Annotated in this window: 23 protein-coding genes and 1 pseudogene; 9 read left to right on the top strand and 15 right to left on the bottom strand. The window is 66.7% G+C overall.

The features are described from left to right. Positions 1 to 35: 35 nt before the first annotated feature. Genes F0U60_RS43365 through F0U60_RS43355 form a run of 3 tightly spaced genes read left to right on the top strand, consistent with a single transcriptional unit; the run spans position 36 to position 2,630 of the window. Entirely contained in the window at positions 36 to 1,031 is a 996-nt protein-coding gene (locus tag F0U60_RS43365) for an ATP-binding cassette domain-containing protein (RefSeq protein WP_395808997.1), read from the top strand. Next, a complete protein-coding gene (locus F0U60_RS43360; RefSeq protein WP_395808995.1) occupies positions 1,028 to 1,831 on the top strand; it encodes an ABC transporter permease in 804 nt (267 codons plus the stop codon). Before F0U60_RS43365 ends, F0U60_RS43360 begins: the two co-directional genes overlap by 4 nt. Before the next feature lie 4 nt (positions 1,832 to 1,835). Continuing rightward, positions 1,836 to 2,630, top strand: coding sequence for an ABC transporter permease (locus F0U60_RS43355; protein WP_395808993.1), 795 nt, complete (start codon positions 1,836 to 1,838; stop codon positions 2,628 to 2,630). A 28-nt stretch (positions 2,631 to 2,658) separates the two neighbouring features. Here the strand turns inward: F0U60_RS43355 and F0U60_RS43350 are convergent, their stop codons facing one another. Both F0U60_RS43350 and F0U60_RS43345 read right to left on the bottom strand, forming a co-directional pair. Then, the gene (locus F0U60_RS43350) at positions 2,659 to 4,230 is read right to left on the bottom strand and encodes an SDR family NAD(P)-dependent oxidoreductase (protein WP_395808991.1); all 1,572 of its coding nucleotides are present in this window, start codon (positions 4,228 to 4,230) and stop codon (positions 2,659 to 2,661) included. 119 nt (positions 4,231 to 4,349) lie between these two features. After that, positions 4,350 to 4,739 carry a RidA family protein gene (locus F0U60_RS43345; protein ID WP_395808989.1) on the bottom strand — a complete coding sequence of 130 codons (390 nt, stop codon included), beginning with the start codon at positions 4,737 to 4,739 and terminating at the stop codon, positions 4,350 to 4,352. Between the two features lie 176 nt (positions 4,740 to 4,915). Between F0U60_RS43345 and F0U60_RS43340 the strand changes: the two genes are divergently transcribed. Continuing rightward, positions 4,916 to 6,535 (top strand): peptide chain release factor 3, encoded by a 1,620-nt coding sequence (locus F0U60_RS43340; protein ID WP_395808987.1) that lies wholly within the window; start codon positions 4,916 to 4,918, stop codon positions 6,533 to 6,535. Positions 6,536 to 6,669: 134 nt separating this feature from the next. Here F0U60_RS43340 and F0U60_RS43335 read toward each other — a convergent pair. Next, a pseudogene (locus F0U60_RS43335) lies at positions 6,670 to 6,798 on the bottom strand (tyrosine-type recombinase/integrase); the annotation flags it as partial. Positions 6,799 to 7,001: 203 nt separating this feature from the next. Here F0U60_RS43335 and F0U60_RS43330 point away from each other — a divergent pair. Further along, a complete protein-coding gene (locus tag F0U60_RS43330) occupies positions 7,002 to 8,162 on the top strand; it encodes a serine/threonine-protein kinase (protein ID WP_395808985.1) in 1,161 nt (386 codons plus the stop codon). Beyond that, entirely contained in the window at positions 8,135 to 8,593 is a 459-nt protein-coding gene (locus F0U60_RS43325) for a helix-turn-helix domain-containing protein (RefSeq protein WP_395808983.1), read from the top strand. Before F0U60_RS43330 ends, F0U60_RS43325 begins: the two co-directional genes overlap by 28 nt. 19 nt (positions 8,594 to 8,612) lie before the next feature. Here the strand turns inward: F0U60_RS43325 and F0U60_RS43320 are convergent, their stop codons facing one another. After that, positions 8,613 to 8,984 (bottom strand): helix-turn-helix domain-containing protein, encoded by a 372-nt coding sequence (locus F0U60_RS43320; RefSeq protein WP_395808981.1) that lies wholly within the window; start codon positions 8,982 to 8,984, stop codon positions 8,613 to 8,615. Between the two features lie 133 nt (positions 8,985 to 9,117). On the opposite strand from F0U60_RS43320, the gene F0U60_RS43315 reads away from it, so the two are divergent. After that, a complete protein-coding gene (locus F0U60_RS43315; protein WP_395808979.1) occupies positions 9,118 to 11,052 on the top strand; it encodes a serine/threonine protein kinase in 1,935 nt (644 codons plus the stop codon). Between the two features lie 101 nt (positions 11,053 to 11,153). Further along, positions 11,154 to 12,101: a DUF2381 family protein gene (locus tag F0U60_RS43310; RefSeq protein ID WP_395808977.1), complete on the top strand. Its 948-nt coding sequence runs from the start codon at positions 11,154 to 11,156 to the stop codon at positions 12,099 to 12,101. A 188-nt stretch (positions 12,102 to 12,289) separates the two neighbouring features. Here F0U60_RS43310 and F0U60_RS43305 read toward each other — a convergent pair whose 3' ends face one another. The 4 genes from F0U60_RS43305 to F0U60_RS43290 form a co-directional block, all read right to left on the bottom strand. Next, a complete protein-coding gene (locus tag F0U60_RS43305) occupies positions 12,290 to 13,096 on the bottom strand; it encodes a hypothetical protein (protein WP_395808975.1) in 807 nt (268 codons plus the stop codon). Between the two features lie 11 nt (positions 13,097 to 13,107). Then, complete coding sequence (locus F0U60_RS43300; protein ID WP_395808973.1) at positions 13,108 to 13,911, bottom strand: hypothetical protein; 804 nt, start codon at positions 13,909 to 13,911, stop codon at positions 13,108 to 13,110. Positions 13,912 to 13,942: 31 nt separating this feature from the next. Continuing rightward, positions 13,943 to 15,655, bottom strand: coding sequence for a protein kinase (locus F0U60_RS43295; protein WP_395808971.1), 1,713 nt, complete (start codon positions 15,653 to 15,655; stop codon positions 13,943 to 13,945). A 107-nt stretch (positions 15,656 to 15,762) separates the two neighbouring features. Then, positions 15,763 to 16,308, bottom strand: coding sequence for a hypothetical protein (locus F0U60_RS43290; protein WP_395808969.1), 546 nt, complete (start codon positions 16,306 to 16,308; stop codon positions 15,763 to 15,765). A 66-nt stretch (positions 16,309 to 16,374) separates the two neighbouring features. On the opposite strand from F0U60_RS43290, the gene F0U60_RS43285 reads away from it, so the two are divergent. After that, entirely contained in the window at positions 16,375 to 17,874 is a 1,500-nt protein-coding gene (locus F0U60_RS43285; protein ID WP_395808967.1) for a carboxypeptidase M32, read from the top strand. A gap of 34 nt (positions 17,875 to 17,908) precedes the next feature. Here the strand turns inward: F0U60_RS43285 and F0U60_RS43280 are convergent, their stop codons facing one another. The 7 genes from F0U60_RS43280 to F0U60_RS43250 form a co-directional block, all read right to left on the bottom strand. Next, positions 17,909 to 18,403 carry an NUDIX hydrolase gene (locus F0U60_RS43280; RefSeq protein ID WP_395808965.1) on the bottom strand — a complete coding sequence of 165 codons (495 nt, stop codon included), beginning with the start codon at positions 18,401 to 18,403 and terminating at the stop codon, positions 17,909 to 17,911. A 63-nt stretch (positions 18,404 to 18,466) separates the two neighbouring features. Continuing rightward, positions 18,467 to 20,119 carry a DUF2339 domain-containing protein gene (locus F0U60_RS43275; protein ID WP_395808963.1) on the bottom strand — a complete coding sequence of 551 codons (1,653 nt, stop codon included), beginning with the start codon at positions 20,117 to 20,119 and terminating at the stop codon, positions 18,467 to 18,469. A 78-nt stretch (positions 20,120 to 20,197) separates the two neighbouring features. Further along, positions 20,198 to 20,749 carry a GNAT family N-acetyltransferase gene (locus F0U60_RS43270; protein ID WP_395808961.1) on the bottom strand — a complete coding sequence of 184 codons (552 nt, stop codon included), beginning with the start codon at positions 20,747 to 20,749 and terminating at the stop codon, positions 20,198 to 20,200. A 64-nt stretch (positions 20,750 to 20,813) separates the two neighbouring features. After that, positions 20,814 to 21,164 carry a hypothetical protein gene (locus F0U60_RS43265; RefSeq protein ID WP_395808959.1) on the bottom strand — a complete coding sequence of 117 codons (351 nt, stop codon included), beginning with the start codon at positions 21,162 to 21,164 and terminating at the stop codon, positions 20,814 to 20,816. 240 nt (positions 21,165 to 21,404) lie between these two features. After that, positions 21,405 to 24,122, bottom strand: coding sequence for a M1 family aminopeptidase (locus F0U60_RS43260; RefSeq protein ID WP_395808957.1), 2,718 nt, complete (start codon positions 24,120 to 24,122; stop codon positions 21,405 to 21,407). A gap of 62 nt (positions 24,123 to 24,184) precedes the next feature. Beyond that, on the bottom strand, positions 24,185 to 24,556 hold the full coding sequence (locus tag F0U60_RS43255; RefSeq protein WP_395808955.1) for a DUF2019 domain-containing protein: 372 nt from the start codon (positions 24,554 to 24,556) through the stop codon (positions 24,185 to 24,187). After that, positions 24,553 to 25,419, bottom strand: a complete 867-nt coding sequence (locus F0U60_RS43250) for a hypothetical protein (RefSeq protein ID WP_395808953.1) — start codon at positions 25,417 to 25,419, stop codon at positions 24,553 to 24,555. The genes F0U60_RS43255 and F0U60_RS43250 overlap by 4 nt, the downstream gene beginning before the upstream one ends. Positions 25,420 to 25,422 lie beyond the last annotated feature (3 nt).

Genomic DNA, 25,422 nt, shown 5'->3' with positions numbered 1-25,422 from the left:
GCCTCTTCCAGGCAACCGCGTTAAACCCTGTCCCAATGATTTCCGTCCGAGACCTGCGCAAGCACTACCAGGTCCACAAGCGCCCGCCCGGCCTCATGGCCGCCCTCCGCTCCGTCTTCCACCGTACCTACACCACCGTGAAGGCCGTGGACGGCATCTCTTTTGAGATAAAGCCCGGCGAGCGCGTGGGCTTCCTCGGCCCCAATGGGGCAGGGAAGACCACCACCCTCAAGGTGCTCTCGGGGCTGCTCCACCCGTCGAGCGGTGAGGTGCTGGTGGATGGCCATGTTCCCCGCCACCGCGAGGACCTGTTCCTCAAGAAGATCATGCTGGTGATGGGGCAGAAGCAACAGCTCATCTGGGACCTGCCACCGTCCGAGACGTTCGAGCTCAACCGCGCCATCTACGACGTCCCGCGTGCCCAGTACAAGCAGACGCTGGACGAGCTGGTGGGGTTGCTGGAGCTGGGCGACCTCATCTCCAAGCCGACGCGGCAGCTGTCGCTGGGCGAGCGGATGAAGTGTGAGCTGGCGGCGGCGCTCATCCACCGCCCCAAGGTGCTCTTCCTGGACGAGCCCACCATCGGGCTGGACGTGTCCATGCAGGCCACGATGCGGACCTTCATCAAGTCCTATAACGAGCGGTACGGGGCCACGCTCATCCTTACGAGCCACTACATGGACGACGTGGCGGCGTTGTGTCCGCGGGTCATCGTCATTGACAAGGGCATGCTGTCGTACGACGGAGGCCTGGACGCGCTGGTGCAGCGGGTGCGGCCGGAGAAGCGGGTGGTGCTGCGCCTGAACCAGGTGGTGGACGCGGCCGCGCTGACGTCGCTGGGCAAGGTGGTGACGCATGACAACGTCACGGCGGTGCTGCAGGTGCCGCAGGAGGCCGTCAACACCACCGTGAGCCGGGCGCTCTCCAGCCTGCCGGTGCAGGACCTGACGGTGGAGAACGCGCCCCTGGAGGAAGTCATGAGCGAGCTGTTCGCCGAGAGCAAGGCGCAGCGCGGGGCGGTGGGCTCATGAGCGTGCGGAGCACCTTGCGCGCCTTCCCCACGTTGCTCCGGGTGGGCATCTCCGAGGCGGTGGCCTACCGGGCGGAGATGTTCGTCTGGGTGCTGTCCACCACCATGCCGTTCATCTCGATGGCGCTGTGGACGGCCGTGGCGCGCTACTCGCCCGTGGGCCGCTATAGCTCCGAAGACTTCGTGCGCTACTTCCTGGCCGCCTTCGTGGTGCGGCAGATGACGGGCGCCTGGGCGGCCTGGCAGATCAACTTCGAGGTGCGTCAGGGCACGCTGGCCATGCGGCTGCTGCGTCCCGTCTCTCCGCTGTGGTGCTACGCGGCGGAGAACCTGGGGTCCTTCCCCTTGCGGTTGTTCCTGGTGGTGCCGGTGACGCTCTTCACCGTGTACCAGACGGGGGCCAGCTCCGTGCCCCAGACGGCGTGGGGCTGGGTCTTCTTCTTCCTGGCACTCATGGGGGGCTGGCTCATCACCTTCCTGGCCAACGTGGCCATGGGCACCATGAGCCTCTACATGGAGAGCAGCACCAAGCTGATGGACGTGTGGATCGCCTTCTTCTTCGTGTTCTCCGGCTACCTGTACCCGGTGGATCTCTTCCCAAGCGGGCTGCGCTGGCTGATGGAGTGGCTGCCCTTCCGCTATCAGATCGGCCTGCCGGTGGAGCTGATGACGAACGCGCACGGCTTCAATGAGGCACTGGGGCTGCTGGCGCGACAGTGGCTGTGGGTGGGGGTGCTGCTGCTGCTGGCGGTTGGACTCTGGAAGCGGGGCCTCAAGCGCTTCGGGGCGTTTGGAGGGTAGGGAGATGCTGCGCCGCTATCTGCGTCTGCTCGGTGTTCGGCTCCGGGCCTCCAGCCTGCTCGCGATGCAGTACCGCGGGGACTTCCTCCTCGACGGTCTCATCTCCGTCTTCTGGACGGCCACCGCGCTGGTTCCGCTGTTCGTCGTCTTCCAGACCGAGCAGCAGAACATCGAGGGGTGGAGCTTCGGCGAGTCGCTGCTGGTCATCGGCTGGTTCACGATGCTGCAGGGCATCCTCGAGGGAGCCATCAACCCCAGCCTCACCGGAGTGGTGGAGCACATCCGCAAGGGGACGCTGGACTTCGTGCTGCTCAAGCCCGCGGACGCGCAGTTCCTGGTGTCCACCGAGCGCTTCCTGCCGTGGCACGCCACCAACGTGGTGGCGGCGCTGATCATCTTTGTCTACGGCTTCAACCTGCTGGGGCGGGGTCCCTCGCTGGTGGGCGTGCTGGTGTCGCTGGTGCTGCTGGGCACCAGCGTGCTGCTGCTCTACTCGCTGTGGATTCTCACGGTGGCCGCCGCCTTCTACGTGGTGAAGGTGGACAACCTGACGTACTTCTTCACGTCCATCTTCGATGCGGCGCGCTGGCCAGCCCCGGTGTTTCGCGGGGTGCTGTCCTTCGTCTTCACCTTCGTGATTCCGCTGGCGGTGATGACCACCTTCCCGGCACAGGCGATGCTGGGGCGGCTGCCGTGGACATCGCTGCTGTGGGCGGTGGTGGGCTCCATCCTCTTCGCGTTCATCTCCCGCCAGGTGTGGTTGCGCTCCATCAGCCGCTACACCTCCGCGAGCAGTTGAAGCGCGTGTCCAGGTCGGAAGTCCGCTGTCACCAGGCGGTGTGGCGGTAGTCCTTGAAGAAGTTGCCCCACACGTACTGGCCGGTGTTCTCCGAGTAGATGACCGGATCCACCACGCGCGCCGCGCCGTCGACGATGTCCAGCGGCGGCTGGAAGTCGAGCTCCTGCTGCTTGCGCTCCGCGTGCATCACCGGGTCCTCATCCGTGACCCAGCCGGTGTCCACCGCGTTCATGTAGATGCCGTCCTTCGCGTAGTCCGGCGCGGAGGTCAGCGTCATCATGTTCAGCGCGGCCTTGGCCATGTTCGTGTGCGGGTGCTTGTCCGTCTTCGTCCCTCGCGAGAAGCTTCCCTCCATCGCGGAGACGTTCACGATGTGGCCGGGCCTGGCGCGGTCCCGCATCATCAGCGGCTTCAGCTTCCCGCAGAGGATGAAGGGCGCCACCGCGTTCACCAGGTGGACCTCCAGCATCTCGGCCGTCGGGACGTCCGCGAGCTTCATCCGCCAGGAGTTCATCTGCCGCAAATCTACCTGCTGCAGGTCCGCGTCCAGCCGGCCCTGGGGGAAGAGGGCGCTCGTGTCGCCCTCCTGCTCGAGCACGTACGGGAGCTGCGACAGCGCGGCGGACGAGTGGATGCCGACCGCGGGATCACTGCTGCGCCAGGTGGGCATGAGCGCCGAGGGGTCGGTGCCACCTGCCGCGAGGGCCGGCTTCACCGCCGCGACGCACTCCTCGTGGCCGGTGAGGAGCGGGCGCAGCTCGGGCGGGAGGTCCTCGATGGGGCGCAGCTCGCCCTCCAGCAGGTGCTCGTAGAAGCCGGGCGGACGGCGCACGGTCTGCGCCGCGTTGTTGATGAGGATGTCCAGCCGCTGGTGCGTCTGCTCGATGTGCCGCGCGAAGAGCTCGACGCTGGGGGCGTGCCGCAGATCCAAGCCATGGATGTGCAGCCGGTGCGACCACGACGAGAAGTCCGGCTCCTGCGCGTAGCGATGCGCCGCGTCCTTGGGGAACCGGGTCGTCGCAATCACCCGCGCACCCGAGCGCAGCAGCATCAGCGACGCCTGGAATCCAATCTTCACGCGCGCGCCGGTGATCAGCGCGACCTTTCCGGACAGCGGCGCCCGCTGGGTCCGCTTCGCGTAATTGAAGTCCCCGCACTCGATGCACATCATGTCGTAGAAGAAGTGCAGCTTCCGGTACTCCGCCTTGCAGACGTAGCACCGGCGCGGGTTCTCGAGGATTCGCTCCGGCGTCTCCGTGGGCGGAGGCGGAGGAAGCTGCGGCACCGTGAACACGGGGGAACGGCGCAGCGTGCGGATCTCCGTCGTCGCGCGGACGTTGCGGTCGTGCTCGCGCTTCGTCTTCTTGCGCTCGTGCCTCAGCGCCTTCGCGAGCCGTGACTTCGCGTCGCGCTCCGGGTGCACCATGTTCCCCGCGGCGGTCAGGAGCGCGATCCGGTCCTCCTCCGGGAGGCGCATCAGCAGGACGCGGTCCTTGACGATCGCCTCCATGAGCTGCGTGCATCGGCGCACCTCGTCCAACGACAAGGCGGTCGGTGGTGCATCGGCTGGGAGTGTCTGGGCATTCTCGTCGTGCTTCATTCCCCCGGTGCATACCTCCCGAGGGGGGCAGGCGGGAAGGGCGGAGGCGGGGTCGGGCTCGTAGGCAGGGAGGGAGCCAGCGGCTGGGACGCCGGCTCGCTCCGCCACTTCCCGTTCGCCTACTCGTGCAGGATGGCGTCCGCCTCGATCTCCACGAGCATGGCCGGGTCGATGAGCCGCTTCACCTCTACCATGCTCGTGGCGGGGCGGATGGTTCCGAAGAGCTCGCCATGGGCTCGGCCTACTTCGTCCCAACGGGAGATGTCCGTCACGTACATCCGCGTGCGGACTACGTGCTCCATCCGGGCTCCCATGGCCTCGAGCGCCGCCTGGATGTTGCGCAGCGCCTGGAGCGTCTGGGCGTAGGCGTCTCCCTCGCCTACCAGGTTGCCCGAGGCATCCGTGGCAGTCGTGCCGGAGACGGAGATGAAGGGCCCCACGCGCACAGCGCGCGAGTACCCCACGCGTGGCTCCCAGGGAGTTCCCGTCGAGTAGGTGGTCCGTTGCATGGTGACTCCTGGGGAAAACGAGGAAAGACCCTCACCCTAGCCCTCTCCCAGAGGGAGAGGGGACATACATGGCGTACGGAGAGGGGGCTGTGTGCCTGGGTGCTCCCCGGGAGGACGGCTCTGACGGATGGAACCTCGCGAAAAAACACACGCCCCGTGATAGTTCCCTTCCCGATATGGCATCCGAGCTCGACCAGGAAGTCGCCCGTCGGCGTACTTTCGCGATCATCTCCCACCCCGACGCGGGTAAGACGACCCTCACCGAGAAGCTGCTGCTCTACGGTGGCGCCATCCACCTCGCCGGCAGCGTGAAGGCCCGCCGTGCGAGCCGCCACGCCACGAGCGACTGGATGGAGCTGGAGAAGGAGCGCGGTATCTCCGTGACCTCCTCGGTGCTCCAGTTCCCCTACCGGGGCCACGCGGTGAACCTGCTGGACACCCCCGGCCACCAGGACTTCTCCGAGGACACCTACCGCACCCTCGCGGCGGCGGACTCGGCGGTGATGCTCATCGACGCCGCCAAGGGCGTCGAGCCGCAGACCAAGAAGCTCTTCAAGGTGTGCCGCATGCGCGGTATCCCCATCTTCACCTTCGTCAACAAGCTCGACCGCTTCGGCCGCGCGCCGCTCGAGCTCATGGACGAGCTGGAGCAGGTGCTCGGCATCCGCGCCTACCCGATGAACTGGCCCATCGGCATGGGGCCCGAGTTCCGGGGCGTGTACGACCGGCAGAACAAGGTCGTGCACGTCTTCTCCGCGGAGGGTCGGCACGGTGAGTCCGAGGTGGCCGAGCGCTCCGTGTCCATCGACTCGCCGGACATCCACTCCGTCCTCACCGAGCGCGAGCTGGCCACGCTCAAGGAGGAGATCGAGCTGCTGGACATCGGCGGGGACGAGTTCACCCGGGAGAAGGTGGCCACGGGTCAGCTCACGCCCATGTTCTTCGGCAGCGCGATGACGAACTTCGGCGTGCGGCCGTTCCTGGACCACTTCCTGGAGCTGGCGCCGGCCCCCACGTCGCGTCAGACGAAGAACGGGCCGCGCGAGCCCACGAACCCGAAGTTCGCGGGCTTCGTGTTCAAGATTCAGGCGAACATGGACCCGGCGCACCGCGACCGCATCGCGTTCATGCGCGTGGTGTCGGGCCGGTACGTCAAGGGGATGAGCGCGTTCCACTCGCGGCTGGGCAAGGACGTGCGCCTGGCCAAGCCGAGCCAGTTCATGGCGGCCGAGCGCACGGCCATCGAGGACGCGTGGCCCGGGGATGTGATTGGTCTGTTCGACCCGGGCATGTTCCGCATCGGGGACACGCTCTGCGAGGGCGAGGACCTGCTGTTCGACAGCGTGCCGCGCTTCAGCCCGGAGTACTTCGCCGTCGTGCGCTCGAAGGACCCGCTGCGGCGCAAGCAGATGGAGAAGGGCCTGGAGCAGCTCTCCGAGGAGGGCACGGTGCAGATCTTCCAGCAGCTCGGGATGGGGATGAAGGATCCCATCGTGGGCGTGGTGGGAGCGCTGCAGTTCGAAGTGCTGCAGTACCGGGTGGAGCACGAGTACGGCGCCCGCATCATGCTGGACCGGCTGCCGTTCAGCCACGCGCGGTGGGTGGTGGGGCCGAACTTCGATCCGAAGACGTTCGACTGGGAGGGCAACCGGCAGACGGTGCAGGACCGTGACGGGCTGCCGCTGGTGCTCTTCCGGGACGACTGGGCGTTGCAGCACGCCGAGGAGAAGCACCCGGAGCTGAAGTTCCTCTCGGCGGCGCCGCAGCTGCGCGAGCTGGCTGCCACGGGCTCCTGAGTCCCGGTGATACGACCCGCCCTCTTCCTCCTCGGGGAGAGGGCCGGGGTAGATGCTGCATTTAAGTCCTGCACCGGCGTAACTGCCGACAGCCGATTCACCTCCGCCCGCAGGTAGTTGGGCGTCAGGTGGCCATAGGTCTCCGTCATGATGCGCGGGTCGGTGTGCCGCATGATGCGCTGAACGGCTGCCGGGTTGGCCCCGCTCATCATCAACAGGCTGGCCGTGGTGTGCCGCAAGTCATGGAAGCGGATGGGCCGCACCCTGCCCGTAGCCCACAGGCCCCGCCCGCACGTCGGGCACCTTCGGGGCAATCCTACTCCTGCTGGATGCCCGGAGGTGATGACCTACCTGGTAAGGTGGCTTCCATTTCTCCGCCCTTCCATGGTACGTGTCGGAGCACGTTGGATATAACCAATGGGGACTTGCACTCCTCTCAAGTGATCCGAAGCGCACAGGAGGCCATATGATCGGAGCCGGCAACCCGCCCACGGACACAGGGCGCTTCACCTTCGAGTCAGGAGGCTTCCGTTACGAGGTGTTTCGTACCCTCCTCGAACACGTGGACTACGACACCCTGTTTCTCTCGTGGTGCAGGCCCTTGAAGGAGAAGGCTCGCCGGAGGCTCGTCGTCCTGAAGCAGGTAGAAGTTCCGGAGGGGCGCGAGGGCCGGACTCGAGCAATCGAGGAAGTTCAGCTCGCCGAGTACCTGCATCACCCGAGGATCGGCCGCGTTCTCCGGCTCGCCGAGTATCAGGGGGACCCTTTCGTGGTGATGGAATACACGCCAGGAGCGTTCCTGGCCACGCTCATCGGCTCTGCGCTGCTGCTGGATCGGAAGCTCTCGCCTGCCCTCGCCGCCTTCATCGCCGCCGAGGTGGCCAACGCTCTCGACTACGCCCATCACTGCGAGGACGACAGAGGGCGCGAGCTTCACATCATCCACCGGGCTGTCTGTCCCACGACTATCCGCCTCGGGCGGAACGGTCGGGTGAAGCTCACCCACTTCGGCGCGGCCTTTTCCGAGCTTCTCGGCCGCGTTCCCACTCCGCCGCGCGTGCTCCGAGGAAACTTCGCCTACGCGGCTCCGGAGATCATTCGCTCCGTCTCCGAGAAGGGCCGGGCCGGTCTTCTCTCGCCCAAGGGGATCGACAGCCGCGTGGACATCTTCTCGCTCGGGCTCGTGCTGCTAGAGATGATCGCGGGCCACCATCCGCTCGATCCTCCTGACGTCCTGCCACCCGAGGTTTCCAGACGCGCGCTTCGGCTCGTTTCGGGCGTGAAGGCCGAGCAGTCGGCGTGGGCTTCCATCGAGGTACTGGCTGACCGGCTCTTGCGCTTCGGACCCGAGGATGTGGAACGCATCGCCCAGCAAGCCCCGGCCCCTTTGATGAAGGTCGCACTCCGGGCCCTTCAGAGCGACCCCGCTGAGCGCTACCAGTCGGCCGCTGAGTTGCGTGACGATCTGCGCGCGTACCTTCGCAGTCTCGGCCCACCCTTCGGCGCCACCGAGGCGGCAGCGGAACTGGCCGACATCCTCAAGAAAGCATCCGCCCTCAAGCGGAAGGATGCGCACCCTGTGGAGATGGGTGTCCTTCCATGGCCGAAGGCATCGAGCATCCGATAGTCACTGGACCGAGCGCACCGATGACGGACAGGCAGAACGAGAAGAAGAAGCTAATGGTCCACCTGGCAGCGGTCGTGCGTGAGGCTCGCAAGACGGCCGAGCTGACCCAGGCTGATGTGGCGGATCGCGTTGGGATCGTCACCGAGGTTTTCGGTCGGCTGGAGCGAGGATACCTACTCCCGAGCGTTCTGACCTTTCGCAGGTTGTGCCGCGTGCTGCGCCTGGACGCAAACATTGCCCTGGGGCTCGATGTCGAGAAGGATCCTTCGTGGCTGAAGGTGCCTGAACCCGAGGCAGATGATCCACCCGCGCTGCGCCGACTGGTGAGAACGCTTCGCCGCATGGACGCTGCACAGGTAGCCGTCATGCTCAGCACGGCCAATGCGCTGGTGAGACACACGGCACAACGGCCAGAGGGTCAAGCCGAGTAAGCGGATGGTCCTACCTGGCTCAATCCTCGAAGGAGGAAGCAAGTACGGTCAGCACCTTGCTGAGCACCTTCAGCCGCTTCGGCGTCCACGTGCGAAGTTGATGGAGGATGCGCCGAAGTTCAGGCGAGAGGTTCTCCGCTGGGGGAGCTTCATCCACCGTGGCTGCAACCTGCGAAGGGCTCACCCCCATCAGAGCGTCAGACGAGATTCCCAAGACGATGCTGATTCGCCGCAGGCTCGGGACGGACGGCATCATGTCGCCACGTTCGATCCTCCCGTAGACACCCGGGACGAGACCCACCTTCTGGGCGACTTGGGCCTGGGTGAGTCCGAGGCGCTCCCGTGCCGCGCGAGCCACCTCTCCGAGGGAGCGCTGAAGTTCTTCGTCCATGGATGCCGTCTACCACGGTGGACAGGAGGCCGGGGCTTTCGGCGCGCAGCTCGTTCTCCACGAGGCTGGTAGGCTCGGCCTTCTCGGGGGTGGTTCCGTGGGATGGGTCTACAGGTTGCCGGAAACCCAAGAAATGGTCGGGGGCTATCGCATTGTCGAGACGCTCGGCAGCGGGAGCTACGGCTACGTCTACAAGGCCGAGCAGGCCGGATGCTTCTACGCCGTCAAGATTCTCCGGGGCCGCCTGTTGAATGACAGGGCCAAGCGCGAGATCGGAATCCTGAACCACCTGGATCATCCCGATGTCGTCCGCTTCTTCGGATGCGGATACTGGCCGGATCCATTCGTTGGCCACCCCTACATCGTCATGGAGTTCGCCGGGGACCGGACCCTGGAGACGTATGCCTCGGAGGAGAACCCCTCGGCCCGCAAGTCCGCGCGCATCGTGCTGGATATCGGGCTGACGCTCGGCGAAGTGCTGCGGCAAGGCGTCATGCACAGGGACCTCAAGCCGGACAACGTCATCATCCGGGATGGGAACGCGAGACCGCTCCTGATCGATTTCGGGGTCGGCACTCTGATGGGGGCTCCGGCCCTCACCCGTTCGCGTCTTCCGCCGGGAACCCTCGAGTTCCGCGCGCCGGAGGCGTGGCGGTTCAGCAGAGAGAACGATGCCGGAAGCTACGACTACAGCCCAGCGGACGAGCTTTGGGCCCTCGGCGTGTCGTTCTATTGGCTTCTGACGGACATCCTTCCGTTTGGGGATCGGGAGGACGAAGAAGGGGGAGGGCTCGCGGAGCGCATCCTCCACCAGACGCCTGTGGCGCCGCACGTCCTCAGTCCACGAGTTCCGCGAGCGCTCGCCGAGATCTGCATGCGGATGTTGGAGAAGGACCCGGCAGCACGCTACGGAAGCGTGGTCGAGTTCTGCGCGACGCTCGACGCGGCCATGGTTGAAGCCGAGGCCGATGCAAGCTGGGACCTCCCGCTGTTCGAGCCGGACTCGCCCCACAACAGGACGACCGAGGAAGATCCCGCGCTGGTGGATGTGGCCGACTCGAAGCGCTGGCTAAAGCGTTGGCTGAAGAAGGAGCGCCGGAGAGGCCGGAAGCCACCGAAGAAGGTTCCAGAAGCACCCGCGCCCGAGGCCGAAGTTCTCGCCGCCATCCCGGAAGAGAAGATGCCCGCTGTTGCTGCCATGCCTGCGCCGGAGCTGGTTCCGCCTCCTGCATCCCAAGCCCCGGCTCCTCTCCAAGCACCGCGAGCTACACCACCTCCGACCCCTCCAGTGTCGTGCCGTCGCTCTCGCTTCGTCACAGCAGCGGGGTTCGCGGTTGTGGCGCTCGGCGCGTTCCTGTTCGCAACCTCGCTGCTGCCCACTGGTCCTGGGTCGGCTCCACTCCACACGTCATCCGAGGCCGCTCACACTCGACAAGCCGGGCCCGGCCGTGAAGTGGCGCAATCCGCGAAGCCGCTGGATCCTCCAAGCGGAGAAGGCGCCGAGCCTGCGATGGGCTCCATTTCCGCGCCTGTCATGATCACGATGCATCGCAAGGACACCAGCGAGAAGACTCAGGAGAAGACGACGAAGGTTCTCGGACGCGCGGCCAAGGCCATCGGTACGGGCTTGGTTTGCAATGCGCTGGCGGGATGTCCGACCCCCCAACAAGTGCGGCCGACTCCGGAACCCGCTCCGTGTCCGGCCGGTGCGGTCGAGACGATGAAGACGCTCGGCCTCGACATCGGGAACCAACATCCCGCGTATTTCCCCAGTCCCGGGGCCATGTACATCACCGTGCAAGAGGGTGACACCACCATCAGTTTGATCGGGGACTGGGGGAAGTTGCCAAGCAGAACCCTCTTGTCTGGGCGGCTGATCTTCGGCGATGGGCGCGTGTACGGGAGACTCACCGAAGCCAAGGTGCCGGGCGGAGATACGTTCAAGGTCTGCCTGGAAGTGCGAGACGAGGAGGGTGGGAGAGGCGCCATTCGGGAGTCGAACGGAGGACCAGAGAGCGCACGGATCTTCTCCACGGTGCGCGTGAGAGCTGTCAGTAGATTCGAATAAGGGCCAGCCGAGCGGCCAGTACATCGTCCCGGGCTCAGTCTCCACGGAGTCGGGAGACGTGATAGAGGCGGCCACCGTTTCTGCTTCGGAGTCATTCCCCCGTGTTCGCTTCGTCGCCTGCCGCGTTCCTGATGATGCTGCTTCTCGCGGGGACTTCCGCCACCGCGCGGACCTGTCCTCCGCCAGGGGAGGCAGAGGGCCGCTGCATCGAGTTGGCGGCGGAAGGGGCCAACGAAGTCCCCGAGGTTCAGATCAGTCCAGGACAGCCCACCACCTTCCGCTTCGACTCGGATGTGCGCGCGGACAGGATGACGTTGGAGAATCGCGAGCACTTCGAGCTCGCACCTGGAAAGCGCCTCATCACGCTTGAGCCCTCGGAGAAGATGCGCGGTGCGAAGCCCAGCACGGTGACGGTGTGCTTCGCGGATGATGCAGTTCCTGCTTGCGCATCCTTCCGGCTGATCGTTCATCCCGCGATTGGCGAGCGCCGGGTGGAGATCTTCCGGCACGCGCGTTCGGTGGACTCCGTTCAAGCCGAGTTGAGGAAGACGCGCGAGGAGAACTCGGAACTGCGCGCGGAAATCCAACGGCTGCGCGCTGAACGAGACAGGCCGGAGGGACTGATCGGGCTGTTCGCCTCGGGCCTGGTGGGGGAAGCGGGTATCCCATCTCAGTCCATCACCAAGCGCATCACCAAGCGCATCACCAAGCGCGAGAGCAACATCCTATTGCCACGGACGGTAACGACCTTCCGCGCTCCTGGCCGGATCGCCATCGGCTTGTGGCTGGAGAACCCGGACGCGGCGAAGTCGTGGATACCGCACGGAGCGGTATTGGTCGGACCCAGGGGTGATGTACTGGATGCGACCTTCTGGCCAGCCGAGCCGCTCCCCTCGGGGGCACTGCGCCGCATCTGGCTCGAAGTGATGGCCCCGGACGCGCGGACAGAGGGCACCTTCACCCTGAAGCTCTGGGAGGCTGACGGCCAACGAACCTTCGTCATCGGGAACGTGACCTTTCCGGCTTTGACTGTGGGGCCGGGGCTTTGATGTGAGCCCGACCGCGTGTCTCGACGCGGGAAGGCTCCTCATCGCTCCAGCCCCGGCGGGGAGGACGCCCGCATTGGGCTCCCCCTGGCAGGCGGCGCACAGGCTGTGAACGGTAGCAGGAGACACCGCCAGCCGTTCTGCCACCTCTCGCACCGTCAGGGCGAGACGCGCTCAGGCGCGAAGCCCGCTCACTGATCGTCGCAGGGCGTGCCCAGCCGGACGCCGGTGTAGGGCCCCAGCTCGTTGTAGATGAGCGGCAGGTTCTCGTGGACGGGCACCGCGCGCAGCTCGAGCTTCTTCTTCTTCTCGATCCAGATCGATGGCTTCTTCTCGTCCACCACGAGCCGGAGATCGCCCTTCTTCGTGGAGAAGATCTGCCCCTCGGAGTCGGAGACGAGGTTGATCATCTGCTGCTGCTTGAGGCTGCCCTTGGGCCCGATGGACACCCGGAAGCGGTTCTCCTCCTCCGGCCGGAAACCCCGCTCCACCAGGTAGTAGATGCCCTTGCTGTCCCGGAGCAGGGCGTAGGGCACGAACTTCTGCGGGTTCTCCGTGAACGAGGCGGACTGGAGCAGCTCCTGCGCCTTCTCGGGCTCGACGAAGGAGAAGGGGATGGTCCGCTCGCCGCAGCGCACCGCGCAGCTTCCCTTCTCCCTGTCCACGATGACGTCCGAGTACACGCGCATGTCCATGCCGCGGAAGTTGGGGTTGCGGCTCTTGTCGACGAAGCGCGGCTCCAGGAAGGTGGTCGTGGAGTACGGGGCGAGGGGCACCTGCACGAACGTGCGGCCGTCCCCGTAGAAGAGCTGGTTCGGGCCGTCCGTGCCGGGTGACAGGGTGAAGTAGTGGCCCTTGCCGTCCGTGCAGACGGCGGTCTTTTCGAGGAGCCGCTTCTCTCCCAGGCTCTGGGCCTTGCCCCACGGGGGCTCAATGGCCCACGAGGCGTTGGCGGAGAGGAGAACTGCGGCGGTAGCGAAGAAGTGACGAGCAGACATGTGCGCTCCGTCTAGAGGTTCTTTTCGAAGTACTGGACGGCGAAGTCTTCCTGGTTCGCGGCATCCTGCTGCGTCGTCCAGGTCACTCGCCCCGCGTCCACGGACAGCTTCATCTCATTCCCGAACTGGCAGCGCACCTCCCGCACCTTCTCGCGGATGATCCGCTTGCTCACGTTCGTGTCGCACAGCTTCTCCAGCGCGGTGAGCGGGCTCTCGCAGAAGGAGGCGATGCTGTAGTCCTTCAACAGGTCATCCGAGATGGAATCCCAGACAATCGTCGCGGTGACCGAGGTGCCGCAGGTCTTGTTCATTGCATTCAACGTCTCGGCGAGCGACTGGTCGTGCCGCGCCATCGTGCCCTTGCGATCGAACGCCGCGAGCTTGTCGAGCGTGCCGTCCGCCTTCTGCTTCTCATACAGCGCGTAGATGTCCTTGGCCTTCAGCGCCTGGGTGCGAGCCTCGTCGTAGGAAACGCGGATGCTGTTGTTGCGCCCGGGCACGGAGAGCTGATGGCTCCGGGAGCCCCCTTGGGGCCGCACGATGAACGTCCGGTAGTCGCTGCCCCTCAGCGTCGTGGTGTAGTCCTCCTTGTCGTCGTAGGACTCATGCTTGTGCGGGAGCGCCTTCCCGTCGAACTCTCCGCCCGTGCCCTGGACGTAGACGAGCGCCTTCTGCTCCTGCTCGGGGAGCAGCGGGATGACCGCGACCTCTTCGCCCTGCGGGCCCGAGAAGACCTTCCCAGCTCCGACGGGCGCCCGGGTCGTGGCGCAGCCGAACATCCCCACTGCGATGACCATTGTCAGAATGATTCTCACGTTTACATCTCCCCCGATGTCGTTCGCGGGTTCAGAAGTTGATGTCGTATAGCTTGCAGTACTGACGTACCCGGTTGCGCTCCGCCGAGGGAACCTTCGCCCACTGCGCGCGGGCGTTGGCGAGATCTCCCTGGCGGCAGTGCGCCCGAGTCAGGAGCGAGTACGACGCATTGGTGAGCTGCGTCCGCTGGCTGCGGCGGGCAAGCCGGATCGCCTCCTCGGCATTATTCGCGGCAAGGGCTTTTTCCGCCTCATCCAAATCCATACGGACCGCCTGGGGAATGACCTCGGGCGCGCCCTGGCGCGTGGGGGCTCGCGCGGACGGTTCGGGCTTGGCAGCCGCAGGAGTCGGCGTCTGCGCGGAGGCCACGGGTTCCTCCGGGCGTTGCTCGGAAGGAGGCTCGGCTTCAGCCTGGGCCCGGGCCTGGGACGGAGACTCAACGGCGGCCGGGGGCGGGTCGGCGTGTTTCGGGGCGGGCTCCGCCTTCGCCGTGCTCTCCGGTGCGCTGACGGTGGGGGCGGGAGCAGGGGCGGGAGCGGGGCGCAGCAGCCACCACCCGGCGGTCGCGGCCACCAGGATCAACGCCGCCGCGCCCACGGCCATCGGGGCCTTCGACTTCGGCGGGGCCGCGGGGAGTGGGGCCTCGGGAGGAGGCGCTTCGAGGAGCGATGCCTCGGGGGGTGATACCTCCGCGGGCGCTGGCGTTTCCTCGGCCTTCGACTTCGCCGCGGCACCGGGGCGCAGCGCCACCGTGCGATTGGGCGCCTCCGCCTGGGACGGCGCGGGAGCAGCCCGGGGGCCCGCTGTCACGATCTCCTGCCGGGGACGGCGAGGCTCCGGGCTCGGCTGCTGCGGCTTGGGGAGGCTCTGCAGGGGCGTCCCGGTCAGCTCGGCGATGAACGACGCGACGTCCGGGTAGCGCTCCTGCGGGTCCTTCGAGAGCGCCCGGCTCACTGCCGCGACCACCTCCGCGGGAACCTCCGGACGGAGCTGGTCCAGCGGGACGGGCGGCTCATGCACGATGTTGTAGATGAGCCCTGCCACGGACTCCGAGGAGAAGGGCGGCCGTCCGGACAACATCTCGTAGACGATGGCTCCGAGGGAGAACAGGTCCGAGCGGGCATCGACGTCGCGGTTCTTTCCCTTCGCCTGCTCGGGCGACATGTACCGCGGCGTGCCCATGAGCACGTCTTCCTGGGTGTGGACCGTCTGGGCCGAGACGAGCTTCGAGATGCCGAAGTCGAGCAGCTTCACCCGCTCGCCGAGCACGCCCCCGGACTCGGTGGGCACGAGGTACACGTTGCCCGGCTTCAGGTCCCGGTGGATCACCCCCGCCTGGTGGGCGGCGTGCAGGGCCGAGCCGATCTGCCGCGCGATGAGCAGCGCCTCCTGGATCGGGAAGGGGCCCTGCCGCATCCGCTTCGAGAGGCTCTCGCCGCGCAGGTACTCCATCACCAGGTAGGGAGTGCCGTCCTCCATGCTGTGGTAGTCGAGCACCTCGACGATGTTGGGGTGGCCCAGCCGCGAGGTGATCTCCGCTTCACGCTGGAAGCGCGCGTGCCACTCGGGGCTGACCTCCTCCTGGGAGTGGAGGACCTTCACCGCCACCTGCTTGCCGGGAAGTCGGAGGTGCTGAGCCAAGAAGACGGCGCCCATTCCTCCTCTTCCTAGCTCCGCGGTGAGCTCGTAGGTGTCTCTCAGGATGGTGCCGATACGGACGGGAGCAGTGGCTGAATGGCTCATGAGGCTTGGGGCCGATTCATACCAACTTTCCACTCAAGTCTGACTTCGGACACATGACCGAGTGCGTCAGCCCGCCCGTGTATTCCCAAAGACTGAGAAAAACGGGTCTACTTGTACGGTACCACCGTGCCGCCGCGGTGCGCCGAGTCGCGCAGCACCAGCTGGGTCTCCTTGTGGAGGCGCGCGGCCTTGGGGCCCACGAAGAAGGCCTTGGGGTCGCCCTTGCGGAAGGTCTTCTTGATGTACTCCTCGATCTCCCGGTACAGGCGCCGGAACTGATCCGAGGCCGCGTCCTTGCGACCCGTCTGGGGCGTCACTTCCAGCTCGGCCCACATCTGCCCGCTGAGCAGCTCGCCCTCCTCGTTCATCCGGCAGCGCTCCATGAAGATGACCGGCGAGCGCACCTCGTCGATGCGCCAGAAGCCCTTGTCCGGGCCGCGCTTCACCTTGTCCACGATGGCCGGGCCCACGGAGACGGCCACCATATAGAGGTCCTCCTCGGGCAGCCGGGGGACGTTCTCCTGGCTTGCCCGGAAGGTCTCCCAATCCGGGGGCACGCGCCGGGGGTACACCTCCAGCTCGAAGCGCTCGAGGAAGCGGAAGAAGGCGACCTCGTCGTCGGGGGACATGAAGAACTGAACCTGGCTGGCCATGGGTGGCCCATTAACCGAATGCTGGCCCTTGCGGAAGTCCGAGGCGAATCGGACTAAAGGATCGCCATGGAAAAGACCTTCGACACGCTGCTCGCCCGGATGCAGGAGCTCCGGGACCTCGGTGGACTCATTGGCCTGGCCACGTGGGACCAGGAGACCTACCTGCCCCCTAAGGGAGCGGAGTCGCGGGCGCACCAGCTCTCCACCCTGCAGGGCATCCACCACGAGCGCCTGGTCGACCCCCGGCTGGGCGAGCTGCTGGCCTGGGCGGCCGACAACAAGAGCCTCACCGCTGATCAGCGGGCCATGGCGCGCGTGCTCACCCAGGAGAGGGACCGGGCCGTGAAGGTGCCCAAGGCGCTGGTGCAGGCGCTCGCCGAGGCGCAGAGCCGGGGGCTCGGGGCGTGGCGCGAGGCGCGCAAGCAGAACCGTTTTGCCGTCTTCCAGCCCGCGCTGGAGCGGATGTTGGCTCTGCGTCGCGAGCAGGCGGATGCCTATGGCCACGACGGTGAGCGCTACAACGCGCTGCTCGAGGGCTACGAGCCCGGGATGCGCGTGGCCCGCCTCACTCCGGTGCTCAGCGCGCTGCGTGACAACCTCATTCCGCTCGTCGCGTCCATTCAGGCGGCGCCGCGCAAGGTTGGGGACTTCTTCCAGGGCCGGCGCTTTGAGCCGGAGGCGCAGTGGCGCTTCACGCTGCGGCTGTTGGGGGACATGGGCTTCGACCTGGAGGCGGGACGGCAGGACAAGAGCATCCACCCCTTCTCCAGCGGACAGCACCCCACGGACGTGCGCCTTACCACGCACATCGAGGAGGGCTCGCTGACGGCGCTCCTCAGCACGCTGCACGAGGGTGGGCATGGCCTGTACGAGCAGGGCTTCTCCGAGGCCCACTACCGCACGCCCCTGGCGAACGCGCCCTCCATGGGCCTGCACGAGTCACAGTCGCGGCTGTGGGAGAACCTGGTGGGGCGCAGCCGGGCCTTCTGGACGCACTACTTCCCGGCGCTGCGCGAGGCCTTCCCCGAGGCGCTCGCGGGCGTGGACCTGGACACCTTCCACGCCGCCCTCAATCGCGTGACGCCCTCGTTCATCCGCGTGGAGGCGGATGAGGTGACGTACAACCTGCACATCGTCCTGCGCTACGAGCTGGAGCTGCTGCTCATCCGCGATGAGCTGCCGCTGGGCGAGCTGCCCTCGGCGTGGAACGAGCGCATGCGGCGCTTCCTCGGCGTCACCCCTCCGGACGACACGCAGGGCGTGCTGCAGGACATCCACTGGGCTTGGGGTGAGTTCGGCTACTTCCCCACGTACTCGCTGGGCAACCTCTACGCCGCGTCCATCTACCGTGCCGCGCAGCGTGCCCTGCCGAACCTGGAGGAGGGTCTCGCCCGCGGCGAGCTCCGGCCTTTGCGTGACTGGCTGCGCACCCACGTGCACTCCGAGGGCTACCGCCAGCCCGCTGAGGAGCTGGTGCGCAAGGTGACGGGCCAGGGCCTGACTGACGCGGACTTCCTCGCCTACCTCAAGTCCAAGTTCGGCGCTCTCTACGGCGTGGCCCTCTGAAGGCACGCCGGGCACGCCGCGGGGTGGGGTGGTTTCAGGGGGACGTGGCGCCAGGCGCGCGCCGCCGTGCCGCTTCCTCGAGGTAGACACGCACCACCTGGGCGAGGGGCAGTTGGAGGGCCGTGTCGAGGTCCAGGAACCGGGCCCACACCACCTCGCGGTTGTCGAGGACGAGGGAGGGCTCGGCTTGGAGCTCGAGCTCGACGAAGTGGCACCGGTCGCGCTTGTACTCTTCCGTGCCCTGGGTCTCGAAGACCTCGCGCAGCTCGTGAGGGGAGACGTGCAGCCCCACCTCCTCGCGCAGCTCTCGCGCGCCGGTCTCCTGCGGGGACTCCCTCCAGTGCTTGCCTCCTCCTGGCAGGGCGAAGGCGCGTCTGTACGAGTTCTGCAGCAGCAGCACCTTCCGGCCCAGCCACACGCCGACGAGGGTTCCCTCTGTTTTCGGGCGGCGGACGAACCAATACGCGGTCGCCAGCCTGTAGGCGCCGCGGTAGGCCACGCGCGCGAGTGGGTCGAAAAGAGAGCTCACCGCACCTCCTCTCTCAAGGCTAGCCGAGCCGACCGCCCCCGTCGATGCCAGGTTGCAGCCCTCTCAGGTCCGGTTCCCGCGCAGCCGCGTGTAGACATAGGACACGGCCAGCAACATCACTCCGAGCAGGATGAAGGTGAGGATGCGCTGGTTCGGGGGCAACCCCGCGAGGTCGATGAGCATCAGCCGCCCCAGCGTGAACGCCAGCACCGCGAGGCCGACGAAGCGGTACCAGCGCTCGCGCACGGCGAAGCCCAGGGCGAACAGCCCGAAGGCCGCCACGCCCCAGCCCAGGGTGGTGAGCTCCTTTGGCATCAGCTCGCCCACGAGCCAGAGCAGCGCGAGTCCCGCGCCGGCCGCGCAGAAGAACTGGAGCGCGGTGCGGGGGCTCCCCTCTACAGGAGGCGGCAGCCGCTCCGAGCGGGCCACGGAGAGGCGCTCGACGAGCGCGAAGCTCACGAGCAGGGCGGCGTACAGGAACGCGCGTCCCGAGGGGGGCAGCCAGGTGGCTCCGAGCGCCACGTAGAGGACGAGCACGCCCACCACCTGCAGGGCGCCCGCGCCCAGGACGCGTCCGGCGAGCCCCGCCACCAGTCCCACCGCCGTCCAGGCCCGCACCAGCGCTGTGTCCTCGTAGTGCGAGGGCATGCCCAGGGCGAGCGTGAGCACGCCGGTGGCCAGGTACGCCTGGATGAGCGCGGGGGTGGCACCTCGCCACCAGGCCACCGCGGCGCCCGCGCCCTGGGCCAGCGCGACGGTGGCGAAGAAGGTGAAGAGGTGGGGCTCGCCCCAGCGCGCCACCTCCACGGCTCCCAGGGTGAGCAGCCCCACCCAGTTGAGCAGTGCGAAGGAGAGCGAGGCACGCTTGGACAGCTCGCGCGGGTGCACCAGCAGCGCCACCGAGAAGAGCACGTAGTAGAGCGCGAGGAAGGAGAGGCTCAGCGCCAGCCGCTCGCTGTCGGGTTGGCCCGGGGCGATGGCCTGCGTGCGCATCGCCCAGACGACGTGCGTCGAGTAGACGGCCACCAGGCTCGACAGCGGCACGATGACCCAGCGGTTCTTCACCAGGAAGAAGAGTGCTCCGCCCGCCAGCATGGTGGTGGACATGAGGGTGAAGAGGGTGATGTCGCTGAGCATCCCCGTGTGCAGCCCGAGGAAGAGCGCAATGCCCGCCACCGTCTCCGACTGCATCCGTTGGGCAATGAGGACGATGCCCACCACGTTCAGCGCGAGCAGGACGAGCGCGAGGGGTTCGCTCTGGATGACGCGCACCGCCGGCACGAAGTGCAGCGCGTAGGTGACGAAGTAGGCGAGCGCGAGTCCTCCTCCGAACACGATGCGCCCGAAGAGCTCGTGGCGTCGTGACAGCCACAGGCCCAGCGCCGCGAGCCCCGCGCTCAGCAGGTAGCCCGCTCCCACCCGCACCAGCACGCCCAGCTCACCGAAGTGGTAGATGATGAGGAAGGAGAAGCCGAGGATGAGCGCCACGATGCCCGCCCGGCTCAGCCAGTACGTGCCAAGGTGCGCCTCGAGATCCCTCGTCTCCTTCGGAGACTCGGGCGCGGTGGGCGTCGCCGGTGCGGCGGGTTCTCGGGTGGGAGGGGGCTGTGTCCTGGCCGCCGTCTCCAGGTGCTCAATGCGCGTCTCCAGCCGGGAGACCGTCTCCTCCAGCCGACGCACGACGTCCCGCAGATCCTGCCCGTCTCCCTCCGCCATGTGCTCCTCGTGACTTCGTCGCTCGATACCGGCCCGTCTATTCCGCCGTAACCGTATCTTGGAACGCGCGGTGCCGCGCTATTTCGTGGCCGTGAGCGGCTGCCACTCCGAGCGAAGAATGCCCATCACGAGCGTGTTCACGTACGCGCCGTCGACATAGTGGTCCTGCCGTAGCAGGCCCTCGCGGCGGAAGCCCACCTTCTCGTAGGCGCGGATGGCCCCCAGGTTGTTCTCCAGCACCTCCAGCCTCACCCGGTTCAGGTTCAGCGTGCCGAAGGCGTAGTCCACCACCATCCGGGTGGCCTCCGTGGCGTAGCCCTTGTTCCACTCGGACGGCTCGCCGATCAGCAGGCCGAAGATGGCTCGCCGGCTGCGGAAATCCAGCTCGTGCAGCCCCGTGGTGCCGATCATCCTGTCTCCATCCCGCAGCGCGATGGCGAAGATGATGTCCCGCTGGCTGGCGGCCATGGCGTCCACGAAGGCCACCTCCTGCCCCGCGTTCATCGGACGGTGGGTCAGCAGGTTGCGGCGCACGTCGGGGTTGTTGACGAAGGTGGCCAGCCTTGGCGCGTCCTCTCGCTCGAGCGGGCGGAAGTACAGGCGCGGGCCCAAGAAGAAGGGGGTCTGCACGGTGGGGTCCTCCTGACGGAAGTGGAAGACCCTCACCCTAACCTTCTCCCAGGGGGAGAGGGGACTAGGTGAAGAGCAGCGGCCGGCAGGCTCGGGCGAGCTGCAGCGCATCCCGGGCCAGCACGTGGGCGGACAGGTTGCCGTCCAACCACGCCGCGCGTGCCACCTGGTTGCTCAGCTCGAAGCACAGCGTCGCCGTGCGCCGCGCCAGCCGGCTGTCCTTTTGCAAGGCCCGAGCATTCAGTTCGCAAAGCTCCGCGCATTGCCGCAGCAGGCGCATCGGCTCGCTGTCAGCGCGCATCCCTGTCGCGGCCAATTGCGCCATCGCCGCCTCGCACGAGGCCTGACAACTCAGGCTCGCCGCGATGCAGTGATGGATGTCGGCCGTCGCGCCACCCAGTCGCACTCCAGACATGCCCGTGCCACCTCCACAGCGGCTTGAAAACTACGCACGTTCCCCCCAGCCGCAACCAGAACCTTCGCCCTTCGGGCCACATGTTAAATCGGCCCCAAGACTCGGCAGTCGTGCCTACTGCCATCGAGAAGAACGTACAGGCGCTTACGGGGGTTTTTGCCCTGTTCTCCGAGGAACTCCGGCAAAGCTCCAGGCGGTGGAAGATTCCGCTGCGCGTGGGTCCGACCAAGGAGACGTGGGTCACGGGCGCGTCAAGAAGCGCGTCAGTCCGGGCCGGAGGGCCTCCCGCTGGGCGATGCACAGGTCCACCCGTTCCAGGGACTGCGCCAGGTAATTGGCGCCTCCGGGATGGCGGGCCGAGCGCTCCTTGAAGAAGGCCTCGGTGTCTTGACGGTGCACGGGGTCGCAGAAGGCCGAGCCCAGGAGGGAGGTAGCGCCTCGGGCATCGTACGGCAGCCGCTCGGTCAGGGCGTCGTAGTGGTCCTTCACGTAGGTGTAGAGCAGCTCGCGCGGGAGCTCCTCGTTCATCATCTCCCCTGGCATGCTCATGAGGACCTCGAGTGAGGAGAAGTCGTCAGAGAACAGCAGGGCGAGGCTGGCGCGGACGAGCGCGGGGTCGTTGAATGCGCCCAGCGCGCTGAGCAGGACACCGCGCTCGGCCGGGTGACGCGTCCTGCGAGCCTCGGCCACCATGCGCTGGTGCAGCGCCGCGTCTCCCTTGCGCGCGGCCAGTCGCAGCACCACTTCCACCATCTCTGGAGAGATGGCGCGGCGGTCCTCCAGCCACTTGCGCGCCAACGCGAGCGACTGCGCCTGGAGTGACTCGTCCCGGCCCAGGTCGGCCGCGGCCTTCACCAGGGTGGGTCGCAGCAGGCGCGTGGCATCGTCCTCGCCCGGGCGCGGCTGCAGCCCGAGCGCGTGCGCCTTGTCGCCGAACGTGCGGCGCACGAAGGCCGCGTACTTTGGCCTCAGCGGCTCGGGGATGACATCGCTCCGCACCGAGCCCACCAGCCCCAACGCGCCGGTGAGAAGGTCCCTGTCATCCGTGGGTAACAGGCTCGTTGCCACGCCGAGCGCCTCGTCCACGGGCAGCTCGTTGCTGGCCAGGAGTGCCTGCGCGTCGCCGAGCAGTCCCATGCGCTCGGAGAGGGTGAGCTGCTTGCCGCCTCCGCGTGTGAGCCGGCCGAGCAGGTCTCCCTCCAGCTTCACGTGGTAGTAGCCGCGCGCGTCCGTGTTGGGGAGCACCCAGTCGGGGCAGCCGGTGGCACCTGTCAGCACGAGCTCGCCCGTCTTCCCGGTGAGCAGGGTGCACGCGCGTGCCTCCTGCTTGCCCGTGCCGTAGCGCACGCACACGGGGACCTGCCACGTCTGCGCCGCCGTGCTCGCGCCTTGCGAGCCCACGGGCAGGAAGCGGCGCTGCGCCAGCGTCAGCTTCGGTGGCGCGCTCGCCGCGCACTGGAGGCCCATGGTGACGAGCGGCACGCCGGGCTGGTCCAGGAAGGTGGTGAAGGGGGCCGTCATATCGGTGCCCGCCGCCTGGGAGAGGGACTGGAAGAAGTCGCTCGCGGTGGCGTTGCCCTGGGCGTGCTTGCGCATGTGGGCGCGCACGCCCTCGCGAAAGCGCTCCGGACCCACCCACGCCTCGAACATGGCGAGCACCGCGTTGCCCTTGGCGTAGATGATGTTGCCGTCGAATGCGGTGAGGATGTCGCTCTCGTTCTCCACGGGCTGGCGGATGCGGCGCGTGGTGACGAGCCGGTCCGCCGTCATCGCCTGTGTGCGCTCCCTCACGCGCTGGGCGTCCATGTTCCACGTGGGTTGCCACTGGCCCGTCACCTTGAGAGAGAGCCAGTCCGCGAAGGACTCGCTGAGCCAGGTGTCATCCCACCACGCCAGCGTGACGAGGTTGCCGAACCACTGGTGCGCGAGCTCGTGTGCCTGCACGCGTGCGAAGGTGCGCTGACGCTGCAGCGTGTCCTGCTCGGGCCGGGCCAGCAGCAGCGGCATCTGGAAGGTGATGAGGCCCGGGTTCTCCATGGCCGCGAAGAGCACGGGCCGCGGAATGGCCAGCACGTCCAGCTTCTCGTAGGGGTAGGGGATGCCGAAGTACTCCTCCAGCAGGCCCACCAGCGGCGGCGTAGCCTGGGCGGCATACGCGGCCTCGGCCTTGCGGCCCTTGGGGACCACGATGCGCACCGGCGTGCGCTTCTCGCCCGCGGGTGCCGCGTCCACCGTCTCGAAGGGACCTACCGCGAAGGCCACCAGCTCGCTGGGCAGCGGCGGCGTGGGCCGGAAGCGCACCGTCTTCCATCCGTCTGGGCCGGTTTCCTCGGAGGCCACCGGCGTGTTGGAGAAGGCCTGTTGGTTCTGGGGGACGCGCAGCGTCAGCTGCCAGGGCACTTTGAAGCCCGGCTCGTCGAAGCACGGAATGGCTTGGCGCGCGTCATCCGCCTGGAACTGCGTCATCGCGTACCAGGTGTCCCCGTCCTTCTGCCGGAAGAGGCCCATGGTCTCCTTCGCCGATGCGATGCCTTGGTAGGCGATTCGCAGCGTCGCGGTGCCCGGACCTACCGGTCGCTCGAGCAGGAAGCCGATGAAGCTGGTGCCCTCTGTCACCGCCCGCGCCGGCTGGGGCTGGCCTCCCGTAGTGAGCATGGCCTCCTTCACCTTCAGGTCGCTGCCGTGCAGCCAGAGTTGCCGCGTGGACTCGGACAGCGTGAGCGCGATTTCCACCACGCCGTCGAAGGTCTCCTGCTCTGGGTCAACCGTGAGCTCCACCTGGTAGCCCGTGGGCTTCACCTGGGTGCCCAGTCGGAAGCTGGGAGGACGCGGGGTCTCGGCCGTTGGCTCGGGAGTGGAGGCGGTAGTCTGGGTGGGGGCGGTGCCCTGCTGCGGCGTGGCACAGGCCACGGTGAGCGCGAGCAGCGCCCACGGGGTGCGACGGAGGCGAACGTTCATAGGTCCCTCGGTTAGGTCGCGAGGGAACGCCCGAGGGGACGTTTTATTGCAGGAGGGGAACGTCAAGGGGGGTTGAAGGTACCCGCCTTCCATTGCTCCAGCGTTCTCTCCGCGGAAAAACCCACCAGACCCTCAACGTGTTTGGAGATTTCGGTAAGCACCCGCTCCCCTTCGCTTGGGGCGAACTCCAACACCGAACCCGCAGCCCAGCAGCGGGTTCCCGGGTCTGGATCATCGAGCAACTTTAATAACTGGCGCTGTGCTTCGATACCTCTTGCCCGTAGCTCCTGGCGAATGGCAACGAGGAGATCATACATCCGGTTTGCCTCCTTCGGTTTACCCGCATGAATCGCGGGCCACCGCTCAGCGGAAAGGGTCCTGGCTTTTTCGATCAACTCGTCCGTTGGAGCCTTCTTTATCTGTGCTTTGTTCATGGAATGACTTTGAACCGTTTCAGGATCATCAATCCGAAAGCGCGCTGCTCTTCGTAGGATTTCGTGCGGAGCCATTCGCGGACGACCATGCCTCCCGTATCGTCGGATTTGGTCGAGTAGTACGCACTTATTGCGTCATGCTTGGCCTTGTTCACCGCGATCACGTTTTCCGTGTTGTGAATGGCCTCCGGGCCGAAGCGCTCGATGTTGAGTTTCCGCTGTTCGACGATGTGGTGCCATGCCTTGTCTTCGCCCGCGGGGCCCATGGCGCTTTTGAAGGCGTCAAAGGACTTGAAGGCGCGATGGCTGTTCGGAAGAGGCTTTTCCCTGTCAGGACTTACGCTCCCTCTGCTCGATGAGTGCCCGTCCTCACCGTTCCGGTTGGTCATGGGCACTGCATTGATTGGCAGCACGATACGAATCGTGCCCTTATTCACGGAGACAATGACTCGCTCCGCGTTTGTTGCCGCATCGATCAGACGGAGACCGGTGGTTGACTCGACTGTGCGCGAGGCGTTCCCGAAGCCCGGCAGTTTCGGCCCTTTCGATATGAGTGCTGCCGCGTCACCTATCGCCGCCGTCGCCACCATGACGAGAATTCTCACGCTATTGGGGCCGATGACGCTTCCGAAGCGGTCGCCTATCTCTCGTAGTTCCGCAAAGTTCGAGGCTCGCGGCGCATCTTCGTAAAGTCGTGCATAGGCCCGCAGCAGGTCGAAAAACTCCCATCCGAGATAGCCCCACATGAGCACGGAAAACGCGAGGGCTACACCCTTGGTCACTGGCTCGGGTGCAATCAAGAGCGCCATGTAGGTCGTGATGGTGAAGCTGAGAGTTGCCAGCACCCGTGTGGGGTTGAGCATGGC

This window comes from Archangium minus (assembly GCF_044360475.1).
Classification (GTDB): domain Bacteria; phylum Myxococcota; class Myxococcia; order Myxococcales; family Myxococcaceae; genus Archangium; species Archangium minus.
The sequence above is the reverse complement of the archived record's forward strand: the minus strand, read 5'-3'. Positions and strand labels throughout refer to the sequence as shown.